Source organism: Shinella sp. 1A1 (assembly GCF_055379515.1).
In genome coordinates this window covers 1,020,894-1,036,897 of record NZ_AP039671.1, presented here as the reverse complement: position 1 = coordinate 1,036,897, position 16,004 = coordinate 1,020,894, and the positions used below count along the sequence as shown (strand labels likewise).

Genomic DNA, 16,004 nt, shown 5'->3' with positions numbered 1-16,004 from the left:
CGTTATAACTTGGTTATAACGGAGCAAGGCCATGAACATCACCATCCGCAAGATCGGCAATTCCGAAGGCATCATCATTCCGAAGGACGTGCTGGACCGCATGGGCGTCAAGGCGGGCGATGAGGTCACACTGACCAGCGAGGGCGGCAAACTCATTCTCACCGCTTCCGACGGCGACTTCGACCGGCAGCTCAAGCATGCCGAGAAGTTCATGGACCGCTACAAGGTCGCGCTCAAGAAGCTTGCCGAATGAGCTTTCTCTTTCTCGACCGGCGCCTGGTGGAACGACTGCACGCCGTGCAGATAGAGCGGTTCGGCGGAGCCGCAGGTCTGCGTGACGAGAATGCATTCGAGTCGGCGCTGTCCCGTCCCGTCAACAAGGCGCTCTATGGCTGCGAGGATCTGCTCGAACTCGCCGCGGCATATCTCTACGGGCTGGCGAGGAACCACGCATTTGTCGATGGCAACAAGCGCATCGCCATTGTCGCGGCTGCGGCCTTCCTGATGGACAACGGCTTCGAAATCGCCACGGATGATGCCACGCTTTACACCTTCGTCCTCGCCGTCGCGGCCGGCGAGATTGACGAAGAGGGCGCGACGCGCTTCCTGCGCGACGTCAGCATCCTCTATGCCGGGTGATCAGCCGCTGAACTTGCCGCTGCGCGGGAAGCCCTTCGGCACGGTACGGCCGGCGGTGGCGCGGTCGGCGAGCCATTCGGCAAGCTCTTCCTTCGTCCGCACGAAGTTGCGGCCGGCGCTGTCGTCCCAGGAGAGACCCTCGTCGATCGCGAAGCAGCGGATATCGGAGACGCCGCCGTCCTTGTAGCGCTGCAGGCGAACGCCCTTGCCGCGCGACATTTCCGGCAGCTGCGCCAGCGGGAAGACCAGCATCTTGCGGTTCTCGCCGACGACGGCGACATGGTCGCCGCGCACGGGCACGACGAGCTTGGCCTCGTCCGGCATGCCGACATTCATCACCTGCTTGCCCTTGCGGGTATTGGCGACCATCTCGCTTTCCGAGACGACGAAGCCGTTGCCGGCCTGCGAGGCGATGACGACCTTGCGGGACGGATCGTGCACGAAGGCGGTCAGGACGTCCTGATCGTTCTCCATGTCGACCATGATGCGCAGCGGCTCGCCGTGGCCACGGCCGCCCGGCAGCTTGTCGGCGCCGAGCGTGAAGACCTTGCCGCCCGTCGTGACGATCAGCAGTTTGTCCGTCGTCTGCGCCGGGAAGGCCACCTTCAGCGCGTCGCCTTCCTTGAACTGGAGGCCGGACGTATCGGCGATATGGCCCTTCAGCGCGCGGATCCAGCCCTTTTCCGAGATGACGACCGTGACCGGCTCCTTCTCGATCATGGCCTGCTGGATCGCCTCCACATCCGCTTGCGGGGCACTGGCGAACTGGGTGCGGCGGCGGCCGATCTCGGTCGCCTTGGCGAATTTCTTGCGGACCTCGCCGATTTCCCAGGCGACGGTCTGCCATTGCTTCTCGTCGGAGGCGAGCAGCGCCTCGATTTCCGCCTTCTCCTTCGACAGGTTATCGAATTCAGTGCGGATCTCGAATTCCTCGAGCTTGCGCAGCGAGCGCAGGCGCATGTTGAGGATCGCTTCGGCCTGCACGTCCGTCAGCGAGAAGGTCTCCATCAAGGAAACCTTCGGCTCGTCCTCCTCGCGGATGATGCGGATCACCTCGTCGAGATTGAGATAGGCGACGAGGTAGCCGCCGAGGATTTCCAGGCGACGTTCAATGGCGGCGAGGCGATGGCGCGAACGGCGCTGCAGGACTTCGCGCCGGTGGGCCAGCCACTCGACCAGCACGTCCTTGAGGCCCATGACCTTCGGCACGCGCCCCATCGAAAGCACATTCATGTTGAGTGGAATGCGGCTTTCCAGCTCGGAAAGCTTGAAGAGCGATTCCATCAGGATCGTCGGATCGACGGTGCGGCTCTTCGGCACCAGCACGATGCGCACGTCCTCGGCCGATTCGTCGCGAATATCCTCCAGAAGCGGAAGCTTGCGGGCGATCAGCAGCTCGGCGATCTTCTCGATCAGGCGCGATTTCTGCACCTGATAGGGAATTTCGGTGACGACGATCTGGTAGCCGCCGCGACCGAGGTCTTCCGTCTCCCATTTCGAGCGCACGCGGAAACCGCCGCGGCCCGTCTTGTAGGCCTCGATGATGCTTTCGCGGCTGTCGATGATGATGCCGCCGGTCGGCAGGTCCGGGCCCTGCACGAATTCGACCAGCTTCTCCACGTCCGCATCAGGATTGCGGATGAGGTGGAGTGCGGCGTCGCACAGTTCATGGACATTGTGCGAGGGAATGGAGGTCGCCATGCCGACGGCGATGCCGGAGGAACCGTTCGCGAGAAGATTCGGGAAGGCACCCGGCAGGACGATGGGTTCTTCGTCTTCCTCGTTGTAGGTCGGGCGGAAGTCGACGGCGTCCTGGTCAATGCCTTCGAGCAGCAGCGTCGCGACCTCGGTCATGCGCGCTTCGGTGTATCGGTAGGCGGCGGCGTTGTCGCCGTCGATATTGCCGAAATTGCCCTGCCCGTCGACGATGGGATAACGCTGCGAGAAATCCTGCGCGAGGCGCACCAGCGCGTCGTAGACCGACTGGTCGCCGTGCGGGTGGAACTTACCGATGACGTCGCCGACGATACGCGCGCATTTCTTGAACGAGGAGTTGGACCTGAGGCCCATTTCGCTCATGGCGTGGATGATGCGGCGATGGACCGGCTTCAGGCCGTCGCGGACATCCGGCAGTGCGCGCTGGGTGATGGTCGACAGCGCATAGGCAAGGTAGCGCTCTTCCAGCGCCGCCTTGAGGTCGACCGGCACGATATTGTCGTCTCCGCCATCCGGCGGCAAAGTGTTTTGTCCCATGGGCCTTGACTACCCCCTTGGCCGATTCGCGGCAAGGAATCCGGGCCATCGGGCTGTGGATAGCAGTTTGTAAAGCTTCTTCGAAATCTGCTCCCCGCGACAGAGAATTCCATGGAAACTCTTCGCGGCATGAATATATTTGCCACGCCGCCCGTATAGGAGCGGTAACGGCAAGGCAGCCGTCCAAGAAATCCAGAAAGAGAGCCTATTCATGATGCGCACCTCCCATTTCCGCGCCCTTCTCGCCGGTGCAGCGCTCGCCACCCTGGCAAGCCCCGCCTTCGCACTCGACGGTGCGGACCTGCTGGCCAAGCTGAATGCTACCTATGCCACCAGCGGCGTATCCATCAGCTCTTCGAACGTGACCGCCGACGGCTCCACCGTGACCCTGGAAGGCGCGGAGCTGAAGGCGACGGGCAATGAAACCCCGATCAAGCTCGGCACCGTCACCATGGACGGCGTCGAGGAAGACGGCGACGGCGGCTACAAGATCGAGACCGTTTCCTTCGAGGACGTCAACGTCACCGAGGACGAGACGATCGTCACGGCCAAGGACATCGCGCTCAGCGGCGTCTCGGTTCCCGGCAAGGTCGTTCCCGGCACGCTGGAATCGCTGCTGATGTACGAATCGGCGACGGCCGGCCCGGTCAGCGTCACCGCCAAGGGCAAGGAAGTCTTCTCCATGTCCGGCATGGAAGCGAACATCACCCGGATGGACGATGACGCCGGCCTCGAATTCGATGCGACGATGTCCGATCTCAAGGCCGACCTCACGGGCGTCGAGGACGCCAAGACCAAGGACGCGCTCGACAAGCTCGGCATCCACTCGCTGGACGGCAAGGTCAGCATGTCGGGCAGCTGGGAACTGGCGAGCGGCAAGCTGGCCGTCGACGAATATGCCTTCGACTTCAAGGATGTCGGCCGCCTCAACATCACGCTCGCCTTCTCCGGCTACACGCTGGACTTCCTGAAGAACATGCAGGAAGCGCTCAAGACGGCCGAATCCAACCCGAACAAGGACGAAGCGAACGCCGCGATGGGCATGGCCATGATGGGCCTCGTCCAGCAGCTCACCTTCAACAGCGCCTCGATCTCCTTCGACGACGCCTCGATCACCAAGAAGCTGCTCGACTATGCCGGCAGCGAGCAGGGCGTGACGGGCGACCAGATGGCGCAGTCGCTGAAGGGCCTCGTTCCGATCATGATCGCGCAGCTCAACATGCCTGACCTGCAGAACCAGATCTCCGCCGCCGTCAACACCTATCTCGACGACCCGAAGAGCCTGAAGATCAGCGCCGAGCCGAAGGAGCCGGTGCCGTTCCCGATGATCATGGGCGCCGCCATGGGCGCGCCGCAGACCATCCCGCAGGTCCTCGGCGTTACCGTTACGGCCAACGAGTAAGCGACAGCGCAGGAACAAGAAACACGAAAGCCCGGAGCATCGCTCCGGGCTTTCTCTTTTTCGGTCATGCCGAAGGAAGGGTTATTCGAGAACCTGGATGACGGTCCGCGTCTGCGGGTTCACGATCACCCGGTGCTCGTTGACGATGGTGTAGGCGTAGTCGGGCTGGCCGTCGATGGCGTGGATTTCCACCGCATCGGGAACGACCTTGCCGACCAGGACATCGCCTTCATAGGGCACAGAGGGAATGTCCTGCTCCAGAACGTAGGTACGGACTTCGCCCGGGATGACGACGGTCGATTCCGTCGTCACCGGGTCGGACTCCTGCACGATCACCGTATCCTGGGCATAGGCCGAGGCGGACAGCGACAGAAGCGCCGCCGCGGAGACAAGGATAAGCCTGTTGCGCATGTTCGTTCTCCTGTGTTGACGGGAGGAGAACGGCGTCAGCGCCCGACTGTTCCGGGCGGCGGGAACGGCAAGGCCCTTCCCGCCCTCCAGATATCAGTCCTTCTTGGACGGAACGACGCGCAGTGCCAGTTCACGCAGCTGCGTCGGCGTTGCCGGCGACGGAGCATTCATCAGGAGATCCTGCGCCTGCTGGTTCATCGGGAACAGCGAGATTTCGCGCAGATTCTTGGCGCCGACGAGCAGCATGACGACACGGTCGATGCCGAAGGCGCAGCCGCCGTGCGGCGGGGCACCGTACTGGAAGGCGCGGTAGAGGCCGCCGAAGCGCTCTTCCACGTCCGCCTGGCTGAGGCCGACCTTCTCGAAGGCCTTGACCATCAGTTCCGGCGACTGGTTACGGATCGAGCCCGAGGCGATCTCGAAGCCGTTGCAGACGGCGTCGTACTGGTAGGCCTTGAGTTCCAGCGGATCCTTGCTGTCGAAGGCTTCGAGGCCGCCCTGCGGCATCGAGAAGGGGTTGTGCGCGAAGTCGATCTTCTTTTCGTCTTCGTTGTATTCGTAGAACGGGAAGTCGACGATCCAGCACATTTCGAAGCGGTCGCGATCGACGAGGTTCAGTTCCTCGCCGGCGCGGGTGCGGGCTTCGCCGGCGAACTTGTAGAACTTGGCCGGGTCGCCGGCGACGAAGAAGCAGGCGTCGCCGTCATCGAGGCCGAGCTGCGTGCGGATGGCTTCCGTGCGCTCCTCGCCGATGTTCTTGGCGAGCGGGCCTGCACCCTCCAGCTTGTCGGCTTCCTTGCGCCAGAAGATGTAGCCGAGGCCGGGCTGACCGGTCGACTGCGCCCAGGCGTTCATGCGGTCGCAGAAAGCACGGCTGCCGCCGGTCTTGGCCGGGATCGCCCAGACTTCGACCTTCGGGTTCGACGCGATCATGTTCGCGAAGACCTTGAAGCCGGAGCCGGCGAAATGCTCGGTGACGGCCTGCATGACGATGGGGTTGCGCAGGTCCGGCTTGTCGGAGCCGTATTTGCGGATCGCCTCGTCGTAAGGAATGCGCGGCCACTCCTTCGTGACGGGCTTGCCTTCGGCAAACTCCTCGAAGACGGCCGTCATCATCGGCTCCATCGTCTGCCAGACGTCTTCCTGCGTGACGAAGCTCATTTCGACGTCGAGCTGGTAGAATTCGCCCGGCAGGCGGTCGGCGCGCGGGTCTTCGTCGCGGAAGCACGGCGCGATCTGGAAGTAGCGGTCGAAACCGGCGACCATCAGCAGCTGCTTGTACTGCTGCGGGGCCTGCGGCAGGGCGAAGAACTTGCCCTCATGGATGCGCGACGGCACGAGGAAGTCGCGTGCGCCCTCGGGCGAGGAAGCCGTGAGGATCGGCGTCGTGTATTCGGCAAAGCCGGCCTCGCCCATACCCTTGCGCATGGCGGAGATGATCTGCGTGCGCTTGACGATGTTCCGGTGCAGCGTTTCGCGGCGCAGGTCGATGAAGCGGTACTTGAGGCGCACGTCTTCCGGGTAGTCCGGCTCGCCGAAGACCGGCAGCGGCAGTTCCTTGGCGGCCGACAGGACTTCGATCTCCTGCGCATAAAGCTCGATCTCGCCGGTCGGCATGCCCTTGTTGACCGTATCCTCGGTGCGCGCCTTGACGAGGCCGTCGATGCGGATCACCCATTCGCCGCGCACCGTCTCGGCCTTCTTGAAGGCCGGGGAATCGGGATCGGCGACGACCTGCGTGATGCCGTAATGGTCGCGCAGGTCGATGAAGAGCACGCCGCCGTGATCTCGAACGCGGTGAACCCAGCCGGAAAGACGGACGGTCTCACCGACATCGGACTTGCGGAGAGCGGCGCAGGTGTGGCTGCGGTAACGGTGCATCGTGGTATCCTGAAATGCTGACAGGCCGCGCGGGAAGGTCCCGGCGCAGCTACCCAAGAAAATCGCGCGGAAAAGCGCATGGTGGCGGCCGTTTGTCAAGGCTTGGCGGGCGAGCGCCTTGGTGCCCGCCCCTCATCCGGCCTGCCGGCCACCTTCTCCCCGCAAGCGGGGCGAAGGGGATATGCCGCCCTCTTTTCCCCAAGCAAGAACCTTTCGCGGGGCACGTTCCCTCTCCCCGCTTGCGGGGAGAGGGTTAGGGTGAGGGGCAAAGCCGCAGGGAATCACTTGCCATGTCTCAGGCAAACGCCTCCCGATTCAACATCAGCCATTGCAACATCATGATCGTCTTGGAATCGACGATGCCGCCATTGGCGATCAGGGCGCAGGCCTCGTCGATGGGCATTTCGACGATCTCGATATCCTCGCCCTCGCCGTCCACGCCGCCGCCCTTGCCGTCGCGCCTGGCGCTATCGATATGGGCGGCGAAGCAGGAGACGTGCTCCGTCAGCGTGCCGGGGCTGGGATACATGTCGAAGACGTGGCGCAGGTCACTGACCGCGTAGCCCGTTTCCTCCATCGCCTCGCGGCTGATGGCGTCTTCCGGGCTGTCGTCGTCAAGAAGGCCGGCAGGTATTTCGAGGAGGAAGCCGTCCGGGTGGCCGCCGAGGAAGGCGCCGGGGCGGAACTGGCGCACCAGCACGACCGTCTGGCGCACCGGATCGACGAGGAGGATCGCCGCCGCCGCGCCGTGGTCGTGCACCTCGCGGTCGAGGAACTCGACCCGTCCGTCGGCGCGGGTCTGTTCGAGAACGAGGGTGCGCAAATGGATGAAACGCTTCCAGACCGTCTGCTGCTCGACGATACGGACGGACGACTGCTTTTCTGCGGACATGGAATACCCTTCGGCGTCAGGCCTTGCGCAGCCAGACATGGTTGTCGTGGAAGGCCGCGCCGCCATAGGGCGCGATGGGATCGGCGCCGGTCAGCACGTTGATGCCCTCCCCGTCGAGATGGGCGGAATTCGGCCAGATGCCTTCGGCGATGAGCACGCCGGGCTTGGCCTCCCCCGTGACCTTCGCATGCAGGCGGATGTCGCCGCGCCGGTTGCCGAGGCGCACGATATCGCCCGGCTCGATGCCCTGCGTTGCCGCGTCGTCGGGGTGGATCATCACCTCCGGCCGCCCTTCCCGCTCGCGCGAGCTCCTGCCTTCCGAGAAGGTGGAGTTGAGGAAGGTACGGGCGGGCGATGTCGCGAGGCGGAACGGATGGTCGGCATCCGCCGTCTCGATCACGGTCACATAGTCCGGGAAGGCCGGCAGCGCCTCGTGCGGGCCGAAGGCGCCGAGCACCTTCGGCGGCTTGTTGGGAGCCGGCGTGTTGGTCCAGTTCGGGCGGAAGCGGAACCTGCCGTCGGGGAAGCCGAAGCCCTTGGAAAAATGCGCCGTCTCGAAATCCGGCTGGCAGTCGATCCACTTCTCTTCCTTCAACCCGTCGAAATCCATCTCGTAATAGGGCAGCATGCGGGTGATGTGCTGCTGCTCGGAAAGGCCGAAGCCCGGCAGGTCGACGATGCCGAGGCGCCTTGCCAGTTCCTCGATAACGAAGAGGTTGGTGCGCACGGTCGCCGGCGGCTCGACGAGCTTGGGGCCGAGCAGGATGTGCTGGTGGCCGCCGCCGCGATAGATGTCGTCATGCTCGACGAACATGGTGGCGGGCAGAACGATATCGGCGAGCTTTGCCGTATCGGTCATGAACTGCTCGTGCACGGCGACGAAGAGGTCGTCGCGCAGAAAGCCCTGCTTCACGAGGCGCTGTTCGGGCGCGACGTTCGCGGGGTTGGTGTTCTGGATCAGCATGGCGGTGACCGGGCCGCGATCGCGCAACGCGACGGCATCGCCCGTCAGGATGCGGCCGATCTGCGACTGGTCGAGCATGCGGATATCGGGGTCGACGAATTTCGCGCCCGTCAGCTCGCCCTTGCGCAGATGGAAGATGCTGGAATTGCTGTGGAACGCGCCGCCGCCCTCATATTGCCAGGAGCCGAGAACGGTGGCGATGGAAAGCGCGGCATGCATGGAGACCGCGCCGTTGCGGCTGCGGGTGAAGCCGTAGCCGAGACGGAAGAAGCTTCTCTTCGTCTGCCCGACGAGCGCGGCGAAAGCCTCGATCTCCTCGACGGCAAGGCCGGTGATGTCGGCCGCCCATTGCGGATTGCGGGTCGAAAGGTGGGCCTCGAGGCCGGCCGGATCGTCCGCGAATTTCTGCATATAAGCACGGTCGGCATAGCCGTCGCGGAAGGCGATATGCATGACGGCGCAGGCGAGCGCGGCGTCGGTGCCGGGCTTGAGCTTCAGCGCGAGGTCGGCCTGCTTCATCGTCGGATTGTCGTAGACGTCGATGACGACGATCTTCGCGCCCCGCTCCTTGCGCGCCTTCACGGCATGGGTCATCACATTGACCTGCGTGGAGACGGCGTTCGTGCCCCAGATCACCACGCAGTCGGACTTCGCCATCTCGCGCGGATCGGGACCGCGCAGCGTGCCGGCGCCCATGGTGAAGCCCGTCCAGGCCGGATTGGTGCAGATGGAATCGAAGAAGCCGGAATAGCGTTTCGCATGGCGCAGGCGCTCGATGGAATCGCGCTGCACGAGGCCCATCGTGCCGGCGTAGTAATAGGGCCAGACCGCCTCGGTGCCATGCGCCTGCTCGGCCTTGACGAAGGCTTCGGCGATGGCGTCCAATGCCGCTTCCCAGGAGATGTCGGCCCATTCGCCGCTGCCCTTGGCGCCCTTGCGGACCTGCGGCTTCATCAGCCGATCGGGATGATAGAGGCGTTCGGCATAACGGGCGACCTTGGCGCAGATGACGCCGGCCGTGTAGCTGTTGTCGGCGCTGCCCCTGACGCGGCCCATGCGACCTTCCGCATCGATCTCGATATCGAGCGCGCAGGTGGAAGGACAGTCGTGCGGGCAGGCCGAATGGCCAATCCGCGGTTTTCCGAGATGGGGGGTCGCAACGTTCATGGCTTTTCTATATTGCAGAGCGCAAACGGCCAAAAGGCAAAACGTTCTACCATCGCAACAATTCATCGACGCATCATTGCGGACAATCCCGGGCAGCGCTCCATGAACTACCGCCACATCTACCATGCCGGCAATTTCGCGGATGTGCTGAAACATGCCGTGCTCGCCCGCCTCGTCACCTATATGCAGGGCAAGGACAAGGCCTTCCGCGTGCTCGATACCCATGCGGGCATCGGCCTCTACGACCTTTCCAGCGAGGAGGCGCAAAAGACCGGCGAATGGCGCGACGGCATCGGCCGGCTGCTGGAAGGCGACATGCCGGCGGCGGTCGCCGACATCCTTGAACCTTATCTCAAGGTCATTCAGGAACTGAATCCGCAAGGCGGGCTAACCCATTATCCCGGCTCGCCAAAACTCGCGCGCATGCTCTTCCGTCCGCAGGACCGGCTTTCGGCCATGGAACTGCATCCGGACGACTACGAGACCCTGCATCGCCTCTTCGACGGCGATTTCCAGAGCCGCGTCACCCATCTCGACGGCTGGCTTTCGCTTGGCGCGCATCTGCCGCCGAAGGAGAAGCGTGGCATCGTGCTGGTCGATCCGCCCTTCGAGATCGAGGGCGAATACGAGCGGCTGGTCGACGGGCTGGAAAAGGCCGTGCGCCGCTTTGCCGGCGGGGTCTATTGCCTGTGGTATCCGCTGAAGAAGAACGCGCCGATCGCCGCCTTCCACAAGGCGCTGAAGGAGACGGGCATTGCCAAGATGCTCTGCGCCGAGCTTACCGTGAAGAGCGACCGGGAGACGACGGGATTGACCGGCTCCGGCCTCATCGTCGTCAACCCGCCCTTCACGCTGAAGCAGGAGCTCGACGTGCTGCTGCCCTTCCTCAAGGAGCGGCTGGCGCAGGATCGTTTCGCTTCGGCGCGCGCTTTCTGGCTTGCGGGAGAAGCGAAGGCCTCTTGACCTTTGGCGTTCGGCGGCAACAATCGCGCGCCGAACCGGGAGACCTTCATGACATCCTTGCCCGCGGCCGCGCCATGATGCGGCGGCCCTCTTCCATCCTCGTCCCGCTGCTCCTCGCCGGCATGGCCGCGCTCGCCGGCTGCGGCGAGGAAAAGCCGGACGGGAAGGCCAAGCCCGAGACGAATCATGCCGCGCCGGAAAAGCGGGCACAGGCACCGCTCGGCAAGGGCTTCGACTTCTACGTCCTCTCGCTCTCCTGGTCGCCGACCTGGTGCGCGGACAACGATGCCGACGGCAGAACGCAGCAGTGCCGCCGCGGCGAGAACAACGGCTTCATCGTGCACGGGCTCTGGCCACAGAACGAGCGCGGCTATCCGGAATATTGTCCGACGCGGGAATCGGACCGCGTGCCGGAAAGCCTCGGGCGCACCGTTCTCGACATCATCCCCTCGATGGGCCTGGTCGGCCACGAATGGCGCAAGCACGGCAGTTGCTCGGGCCTTTCCCAGAAGGATTATTTCGCCACGGTGCGCGCCGCCTTCGAGCGCATTCGCATTCCGGCCGAGGCGAGCCGAGGCGGCCGTCGTCTTTCGCCCGACACGGTGGAAAGCACCTTCATCGCCGCCAATCCCGGGCTCGACCCCAAGGGCATCGCCGTCACCTGCGAGGACGGCCGACTGGAGGAGGTCCGCATCTGCATGACGGCGGACCTTGCCTTCCGCACCTGCCCCGCCGTCGACCGTGCCGCCTGCCACGCCCCGTCCATCGAACAGCCGCCCATCCGCTAGAACAGGAAACGCCCATGAAGATCTTCTATTCCGATGCCTCGCCCTACTCCACCAAGGTGCGCATGGCCGCCCATTATGCCGGCCTTCCGGTCGAGGCTGTCGTCGTCGACACCAATGCGAATCCGGCCGAGCTGCTGGCCGCCAATCCGCTCGGCAAGATCCCGACGCTTCTCACCGACGACGGGCTCGCCGTCTATGACAGCCGGGCGATCATGAACTATATCGACCGCCAGACGCGCGGAGCGCTCTATCCGCGCAATGCCGCCAAGCGCACGGAGGTCGACGTGCTGGAGGCGACCGCCGACGGCATCTGCGACAGCCTGCTCTCCATCGTCTACGAACGCCGCACGCGGCCGGAGGACAAGGTTCACCAGCCCTGGATCGACCGCCAGTGGCAGAAGGTCGAGCGCGCGCTCGATCACCTCGAAGCCAACATGCCGCGCCTCGGCAAGAAACCGCATGCCGGCCACTTCGCCCTCGCCGCCATGCTGCGCTACATCGAGATGCGCTTTGCCGGAAAGTGGCAGCGCGGCCGGCCGAAGCTGAAGCGCTATCTCGCCCGCTTCGAGACCGTCTTCCCCGACTATGCGATGTTCAAGGGCTGAAAGCACAATACAAAAAGGCCGGGCTTTCGCCCGGCCTTTCCGCATTCCTGAGCCTGTCAGGGCTTAGAACTTCACGCCCATACCGACGCGGATGCTGTGGTCTTCGAAGCCGCTCTTGACGCCAGCGCCGTTGAAGGACTTCTTGCCGTAGTCGCTGTAACGGTATTCGACGCGAGCCGTCACATTGTCCGTGACGAAGGCTTCAACACCTGCACCAGCCGTCCAGCCGAGCAGAGTAGCATCATCCTTGGCACCGCCGTTGTTGACCTTGACGTTCGAAGCCGCGATACCGGCCGTGCCGTATACGAGGACCGGGTTCAGGTCGACGCCGACGCGGCCGCGGATCGAGCCGTTGGCGCCCTGCTTGGCCTTGAAGCCGTTAGCCGTGTTGTTCACGCCCGAGTAATTCAGGTCGGCTTCACCGCCGTAAACCATCTGGCCGCTCTGCATGTTGTAACCGCCATAGACGCCGCCGCCGAAGCCGTGCGCGCGGTTCTTGCCCTGGCCGTTGAACTTGCCGTTCTGCCAGGTGGCGGTGCCACCGAGATAGGCGCCCGACCAGTTCTTGACGACCGGCTCGGAATATTCGGCGGCCGGAGCCTGCGGAACTTCGTCGATGGCGTCGGCAGCGTGAGCGGCCTGGAAGGCGACCATCGAAACGGTCGAAGCGATGAGGGTAGCGATAAGTGTACGCATGTTATTCTCCTTTACTAAACGACGCCCTCTCTGGGAGGCTGACGGGCGTCGTCATTTCCAATTCAGTCCCGCCCGGTTGAGGTGAAATTGAATAAAGATTGAGGAAATGAAAGAGCCAAAATGTGAAATTATTGTGGCGGGCACGCGGCACAAATTGGATGTGACTTTTGAACAACAGGTAATTCATTAACCACGATTTCAATCAGCGAAGAATACGGTAAAATATACTTCAAATTACTTTGAAGTCGCCTCTGCGGTTAATTTTTCCGCAACCAATTTTCCGGGGGAGTTTAAGCCTGCGCAGAGATGTCTATATCTTGGGCCGGTTAATCAAATGAATCGGCAGGACGGACTTTTCTTGAAGCAGCCCTTGAAAACGGCCCTCGTGACGGGCGGCGCAAAGCGTATCGGCAAGGCCATCGTGGACGATCTCGCGGCACATGGCTTTGCCGTCGCCATCCATGCAAACAGGTCCCTGGAGGACGCCGAGGACATGGTCCGCGGGCTCGCCGGACAGGGCATCAGGGCGGCCGCAGTGCAATGCGACCTCGCGGACGGCGCGGCGACGGCGCGGCTGATGGACCGCGTCAACGACGCTCTCGGCCCGATCGACCTTCTCGTCAACAATGCCTCGCTGTTCAAGCCCGACACCGTGGTGGCCTTCGGCGACGACTTGTGGGACCGGCATTTCGCCGTCCATGTGAAGGCGCCGTCGATCCTTGCGCGCGATTTCGCCCGGCAGCTTCCCGAGGGGCATGCGGGCTCGATCGTCAACATCATCGACCAGCGCGTCTGGAATCCGACGCCGCGTTACTATTCCTATACGCTCTCCAAGTCCGCTCTCTGGATGGCGACACGGACCATGGCGCAGAGCTTTGCGCCGCGGGTGCGGGTCAACGCCATCGGCCCCGGCCCCTCCCTGCCGAACGAGCGCCAGGACGATGCCGCCTTTCAGGCGCAGGTGGAGGGATTGATCCTCCGCCGCGGCCCCTCGCTGGAGGAATTCGGGCGCACAGTTCGCTTTTTGTTCGACACGCCGTCCATTACGGGGCAAATGATAGCGCTCGACGGCGGGCAGCATCTCGCCTGGGAAACACCCGATGTCGGGGGAATAGCGGAATGAACGGCCGGAAAGTGGAGGATGGCGGCATCCTCTATGACGAAAACGAGACCGACGAGGACGACGAGCTTCAGGAAAGCCCGCCCGAAGGCAGCGCCGCGCCCGCCATCGCCACCCCGGGCATAGACTGGAACGAGGGCGGCGACGTGCCGGAGGGCCTCATCGGCGCCGAGTTGATCCAGGCCTTCGTCAAGCGCCTGCCGAACAGCCCCGGCGTCTACCGCATGTTCAATGCGGACGGCGACGTGCTCTATGTCGGCAAGGCGCGCAGCCTGAAGAAGCGCGTCACCAACTACGCGCAGGGCCGCGGCCATTCCAACCGCATCACGCAGATGATTCGCCTGACGGCGAACATGGAATTCGTCACCACGCGCACCGAGACCGAAGCGCTGCTGCTGGAGGCGAACCTCATCAAGCGGCTGCGCCCGCGCTTCAACGTGCTGCTGCGCGACGACAAGTCCTTCCCCTATATCCTCGTGACGGGCGACAGCCGCGCGCCGGCGATCTTCAAGCATCGCGGCGCGCGCAGCCGCAAGGGCGATTATTTCGGCCCCTTCGCATCGGCGGGTGCGGTGGGGCGCACCATCAACTCGCTGCAGCGTGCCTTCCTCTTGCGCACCTGCACCGACAGCGTCTTCGAGACGCGCACGCGGCCGTGCCTGCTCTACCAGATCAAGCGCTGTTCCGGTCCCTGTACCCATGAGATCAGCGACCGGGACTATGCCGAACTGGTGCAGGAGGCCGAGGACTTCCTCTCCGGCAAGAGCCAGAAGGTGAAGGCCCATATGGCCGAAGCCATGAACGCGGCCGCCGAGGACCTCGATTTCGAGCGCGCCGCCGTCTATCGCGACCGGCTGGCGGCGCTTTCCCACGTCCAGAGCCATCAGGGCATCAACCCGGCCGGCGTGGAGGAGGCGGACGTCTTCGCCATCCATCACGAGGGCGGCGTCTCCTGCATCCAGGTCTTCTTCTTCCGCACCGGGCAGAACTGGGGCAACCGTGCCTATTTTCCCAAGGCCGATCCGCAGCTTACCGGGGCGGAGGTGCTGAACGCCTTCCTCGCCCAGTTCTACGACGACAAGCCCTGTCCGCGGCAGATCCTGCTCTCCGAACCGGTCGAGGAGATCGACCTCCTCTCGCAGGCGCTTTCCGAGCGCTCGGGGCACAAGGTCGCGATCTCCGTGCCGCAGCGCGGCGAGAAGAAGGACCTCGTCGACCATGTCGTGGCCAATGCCCGCGAGGCGCATGGCCGCAAGCTGGCGGAGACCGCCTCGCAATCGCGTCTGCTCGAAGGCTTCGCCGCGACCTTCAAGCTGCCTTACGTGCCGCGCCGCATCGAGATCTACGACAACTCGCATATCATGGGCACCAATGCCGTCGGCGGCATGGTGGTGGCGGGGCCGGAAGGCTTCGTGAAGGGCCAGTACCGCAAGTTCAACATCAAATCGACCGACATCACGCCCGGCGACGACTTCGGCATGATGAAGGAAGTGATGACCCGGCGCTTCTCCCGCCTCATCAAGGAAGAGGGCCTGCCGGACCGCAACGCCGACCAGAGCGCGGATGCGGCGGACCTGCCCTTCCCCGCCTGGCCCGACGTGATCCTCATCGACGGCGGCCAAGGCCAGATGACCGCGGTACGCGCCATCCTTGAAGAACTCGGCATCACGGATCAGGTGATCGCCATCGGAGTCGCCAAGGGCGCGGACCGCGAGGCGGGGCGCGAGCGCTTCTTCATGAAGGGCACCCCCGACTTCTCGCTGCCGCCGCGCGATCCGGTGCTCTATTTCGTGCAGCGCCTGCGCGACGAGGCGCACCGCTTCGCCATCGGCTCGCACCGGGCGCGGCGCAAGAAGGAGATGGTCAAGAACCCGCTCGACGAGATCGCCGGCATCGGCCCGACGCGCAAGCGCGCCCTGCTCCAGCATTTCGGCACCGCCAAGGCCGTCTCCCGTGCCGCGATGGCGGACCTGATGGCCGTCGGCGGCATTTCGGAAAGCGTCGCCCGCCTCGTCTACAACCATTTCCACGACGACGCGGCCGGCTGACGGCCGGCGCGCAGCTTCCCCGTGCCGACGAAAATGGCGGGCCGATCCGGAGAAAAGTGGAGTTTTCTTCACCGGAAACCGGGCCGCGGGGAGCGGCATTGCGCCGCCCTCCGCAAATTCGCCAAGAATTGCCGGAAACAAAGGTTGACGTTGCTGTCACAAAGACCTCATCTAG

At 64.0% G+C, this 16,004-nt stretch carries 13 protein-coding genes and 1 pseudogene; 8 read left to right on the top strand and 6 right to left on the bottom strand.

Going from position 1 to position 16,004, the window contains the following annotated elements; genetic code table 11:
• Window positions 1-31 precede the first annotated feature (31 nt).
• Together ACZ48C_RS05085 and ACZ48C_RS05080 are read left to right on the top strand one after the other, a co-directional pair.
• Complete coding sequence (locus ACZ48C_RS05085) at window positions 32-253, top strand: AbrB/MazE/SpoVT family DNA-binding domain-containing protein (RefSeq protein ID WP_119258777.1); 222 nt, start codon at window positions 32-34, stop codon at window positions 251-253.
• Entirely contained in the window at window positions 250-639 is a 390-nt protein-coding gene (locus ACZ48C_RS05080; protein WP_464782388.1) for a type II toxin-antitoxin system death-on-curing family toxin, read from the top strand. The genes ACZ48C_RS05085 and ACZ48C_RS05080 overlap by 4 nt, the downstream gene beginning before the upstream one ends.
• Here ACZ48C_RS05080 and parC read toward each other — a convergent pair whose 3' ends face one another.
• The gene (gene parC / locus ACZ48C_RS05075) at window positions 640-2,892 is read right to left on the bottom strand and encodes a DNA topoisomerase IV subunit A (RefSeq protein ID WP_464782387.1); all 2,253 of its coding nucleotides are present in this window, start codon (window positions 2,890-2,892) and stop codon (window positions 640-642) included.
• Between the two features lie 211 nt (window positions 2,893-3,103).
• Here parC and ACZ48C_RS05070 point away from each other — a divergent pair, with 211 nt between their 5' ends.
• Complete coding sequence (locus ACZ48C_RS05070) at window positions 3,104-4,294, top strand: hypothetical protein (RefSeq protein ID WP_318911334.1); 1,191 nt, start codon at window positions 3,104-3,106, stop codon at window positions 4,292-4,294.
• An 81-nt stretch (window positions 4,295-4,375) separates the two neighbouring features.
• Here the strand turns inward: ACZ48C_RS05070 and ACZ48C_RS05065 are convergent, their stop codons facing one another.
• The 4 genes from ACZ48C_RS05065 to ACZ48C_RS05050 all read right to left on the bottom strand — a co-directional run bounded on the left by ACZ48C_RS05065 (window position 4,376) and on the right by ACZ48C_RS05050 (window position 9,609).
• Window positions 4,376-4,705 (bottom strand): DUF1236 domain-containing protein, encoded by a 330-nt coding sequence (locus ACZ48C_RS05065; RefSeq protein WP_119258781.1) that lies wholly within the window; start codon window positions 4,703-4,705, stop codon window positions 4,376-4,378.
• A gap of 93 nt (window positions 4,706-4,798) precedes the next feature.
• On the bottom strand, window positions 4,799-6,586 hold the full coding sequence (gene aspS, locus ACZ48C_RS05060) for an aspartate--tRNA ligase (protein WP_464782386.1): 1,788 nt from the start codon (window positions 6,584-6,586) through the stop codon (window positions 4,799-4,801).
• Window positions 6,587-6,881: 295 nt separating this feature from the next.
• Window positions 6,882-7,478: an NUDIX domain-containing protein gene (locus ACZ48C_RS05055; protein WP_464782385.1), complete on the bottom strand. Its 597-nt coding sequence runs from the start codon at window positions 7,476-7,478 to the stop codon at window positions 6,882-6,884.
• A gap of 16 nt (window positions 7,479-7,494) precedes the next feature.
• The gene (locus ACZ48C_RS05050) at window positions 7,495-9,609 is read right to left on the bottom strand and encodes a molybdopterin-containing oxidoreductase family protein (protein WP_464782384.1); all 2,115 of its coding nucleotides are present in this window, start codon (window positions 9,607-9,609) and stop codon (window positions 7,495-7,497) included.
• On the opposite strand from ACZ48C_RS05050, the pseudogene ACZ48C_RS05045 reads away from it, so the two are divergent.
• The 3 genes and pseudogenes from ACZ48C_RS05045 to ACZ48C_RS05035 all read left to right on the top strand — a co-directional run.
• Window positions 9,565-10,542, top strand: a pseudogene (locus tag ACZ48C_RS05045) (23S rRNA (adenine(2030)-N(6))-methyltransferase RlmJ); the annotation flags it as partial. The gene ACZ48C_RS05050 and the pseudogene ACZ48C_RS05045 overlap by 45 nt on opposite strands.
• A gap of 26 nt (window positions 10,543-10,568) precedes the next feature.
• The gene (locus ACZ48C_RS05040; protein WP_464782383.1) at window positions 10,569-11,360 is read left to right on the top strand and encodes a ribonuclease T2 family protein; all 792 of its coding nucleotides are present in this window, start codon (window positions 10,569-10,571) and stop codon (window positions 11,358-11,360) included.
• Window positions 11,361-11,374: 14 nt separating this feature from the next.
• Window positions 11,375-11,965 (top strand): glutathione S-transferase family protein, encoded by a 591-nt coding sequence (locus ACZ48C_RS05035; RefSeq protein ID WP_464782382.1) that lies wholly within the window; start codon window positions 11,375-11,377, stop codon window positions 11,963-11,965.
• A gap of 63 nt (window positions 11,966-12,028) precedes the next feature.
• Here ACZ48C_RS05035 and ACZ48C_RS05030 read toward each other — a convergent pair whose 3' ends face one another.
• Window positions 12,029-12,661 (bottom strand): outer membrane protein, encoded by a 633-nt coding sequence (locus ACZ48C_RS05030; RefSeq protein ID WP_424549328.1) that lies wholly within the window; start codon window positions 12,659-12,661, stop codon window positions 12,029-12,031.
• Window positions 12,662-13,019: 358 nt separating this feature from the next.
• Here ACZ48C_RS05030 and ACZ48C_RS05025 point away from each other — a divergent pair, with 358 nt between their 5' ends.
• Together ACZ48C_RS05025 and uvrC are read left to right on the top strand one after the other, a co-directional pair.
• Window positions 13,020-13,784: an SDR family oxidoreductase gene (locus ACZ48C_RS05025; protein WP_464782381.1), complete on the top strand. Its 765-nt coding sequence runs from the start codon at window positions 13,020-13,022 to the stop codon at window positions 13,782-13,784.
• On the top strand, window positions 13,781-15,829 hold the full coding sequence (gene uvrC, locus ACZ48C_RS05020) for an excinuclease ABC subunit UvrC (RefSeq protein ID WP_464782380.1): 2,049 nt from the start codon (window positions 13,781-13,783) through the stop codon (window positions 15,827-15,829). Before ACZ48C_RS05025 ends, uvrC begins: the two co-directional genes overlap by 4 nt.
• Window positions 15,830-16,004 lie beyond the last annotated feature (175 nt).

Bases quoted from the DNA above. Each gene is read 5' to 3' on its own strand.
- ACZ48C_RS05085 (WP_119258777.1), top strand. From the start codon at position 32: ATGAACATCACCATCCGCAAGATCGGCAATTCCGAAGGCATCATCATT.
- ACZ48C_RS05080 (WP_464782388.1), top strand. From the start codon at position 250: ATGAGCTTTCTCTTTCTCGACCGGCGCCTGGTGGAACGACTGCACGCC.
- parC (WP_464782387.1), bottom strand. From the start codon at position 2,892: ATGGGACAAAACACTTTGCCGCCGGATGGCGGAGACGACAATATCGTG.
- ACZ48C_RS05070 (WP_318911334.1), top strand. From the start codon at position 3,104: ATGATGCGCACCTCCCATTTCCGCGCCCTTCTCGCCGGTGCAGCGCTC.
- ACZ48C_RS05065 (WP_119258781.1), bottom strand. From the start codon at position 4,705: ATGCGCAACAGGCTTATCCTTGTCTCCGCGGCGGCGCTTCTGTCGCTG.
- aspS (WP_464782386.1), bottom strand. From the start codon at position 6,586: ATGCACCGTTACCGCAGCCACACCTGCGCCGCTCTCCGCAAGTCCGAT.
- ACZ48C_RS05055 (WP_464782385.1), bottom strand. From the start codon at position 7,478: ATGTCCGCAGAAAAGCAGTCGTCCGTCCGTATCGTCGAGCAGCAGACG.
- ACZ48C_RS05050 (WP_464782384.1), bottom strand. From the start codon at position 9,609: ATGAACGTTGCGACCCCCCATCTCGGAAAACCGCGGATTGGCCATTCG.
- ACZ48C_RS05035 (WP_464782382.1), top strand. From the start codon at position 11,375: ATGAAGATCTTCTATTCCGATGCCTCGCCCTACTCCACCAAGGTGCGC.
- ACZ48C_RS05030 (WP_424549328.1), bottom strand. From the start codon at position 12,661: ATGCGTACACTTATCGCTACCCTCATCGCTTCGACCGTTTCGATGGTC.
- uvrC (WP_464782380.1), top strand. From the start codon at position 13,781: ATGAACGGCCGGAAAGTGGAGGATGGCGGCATCCTCTATGACGAAAAC.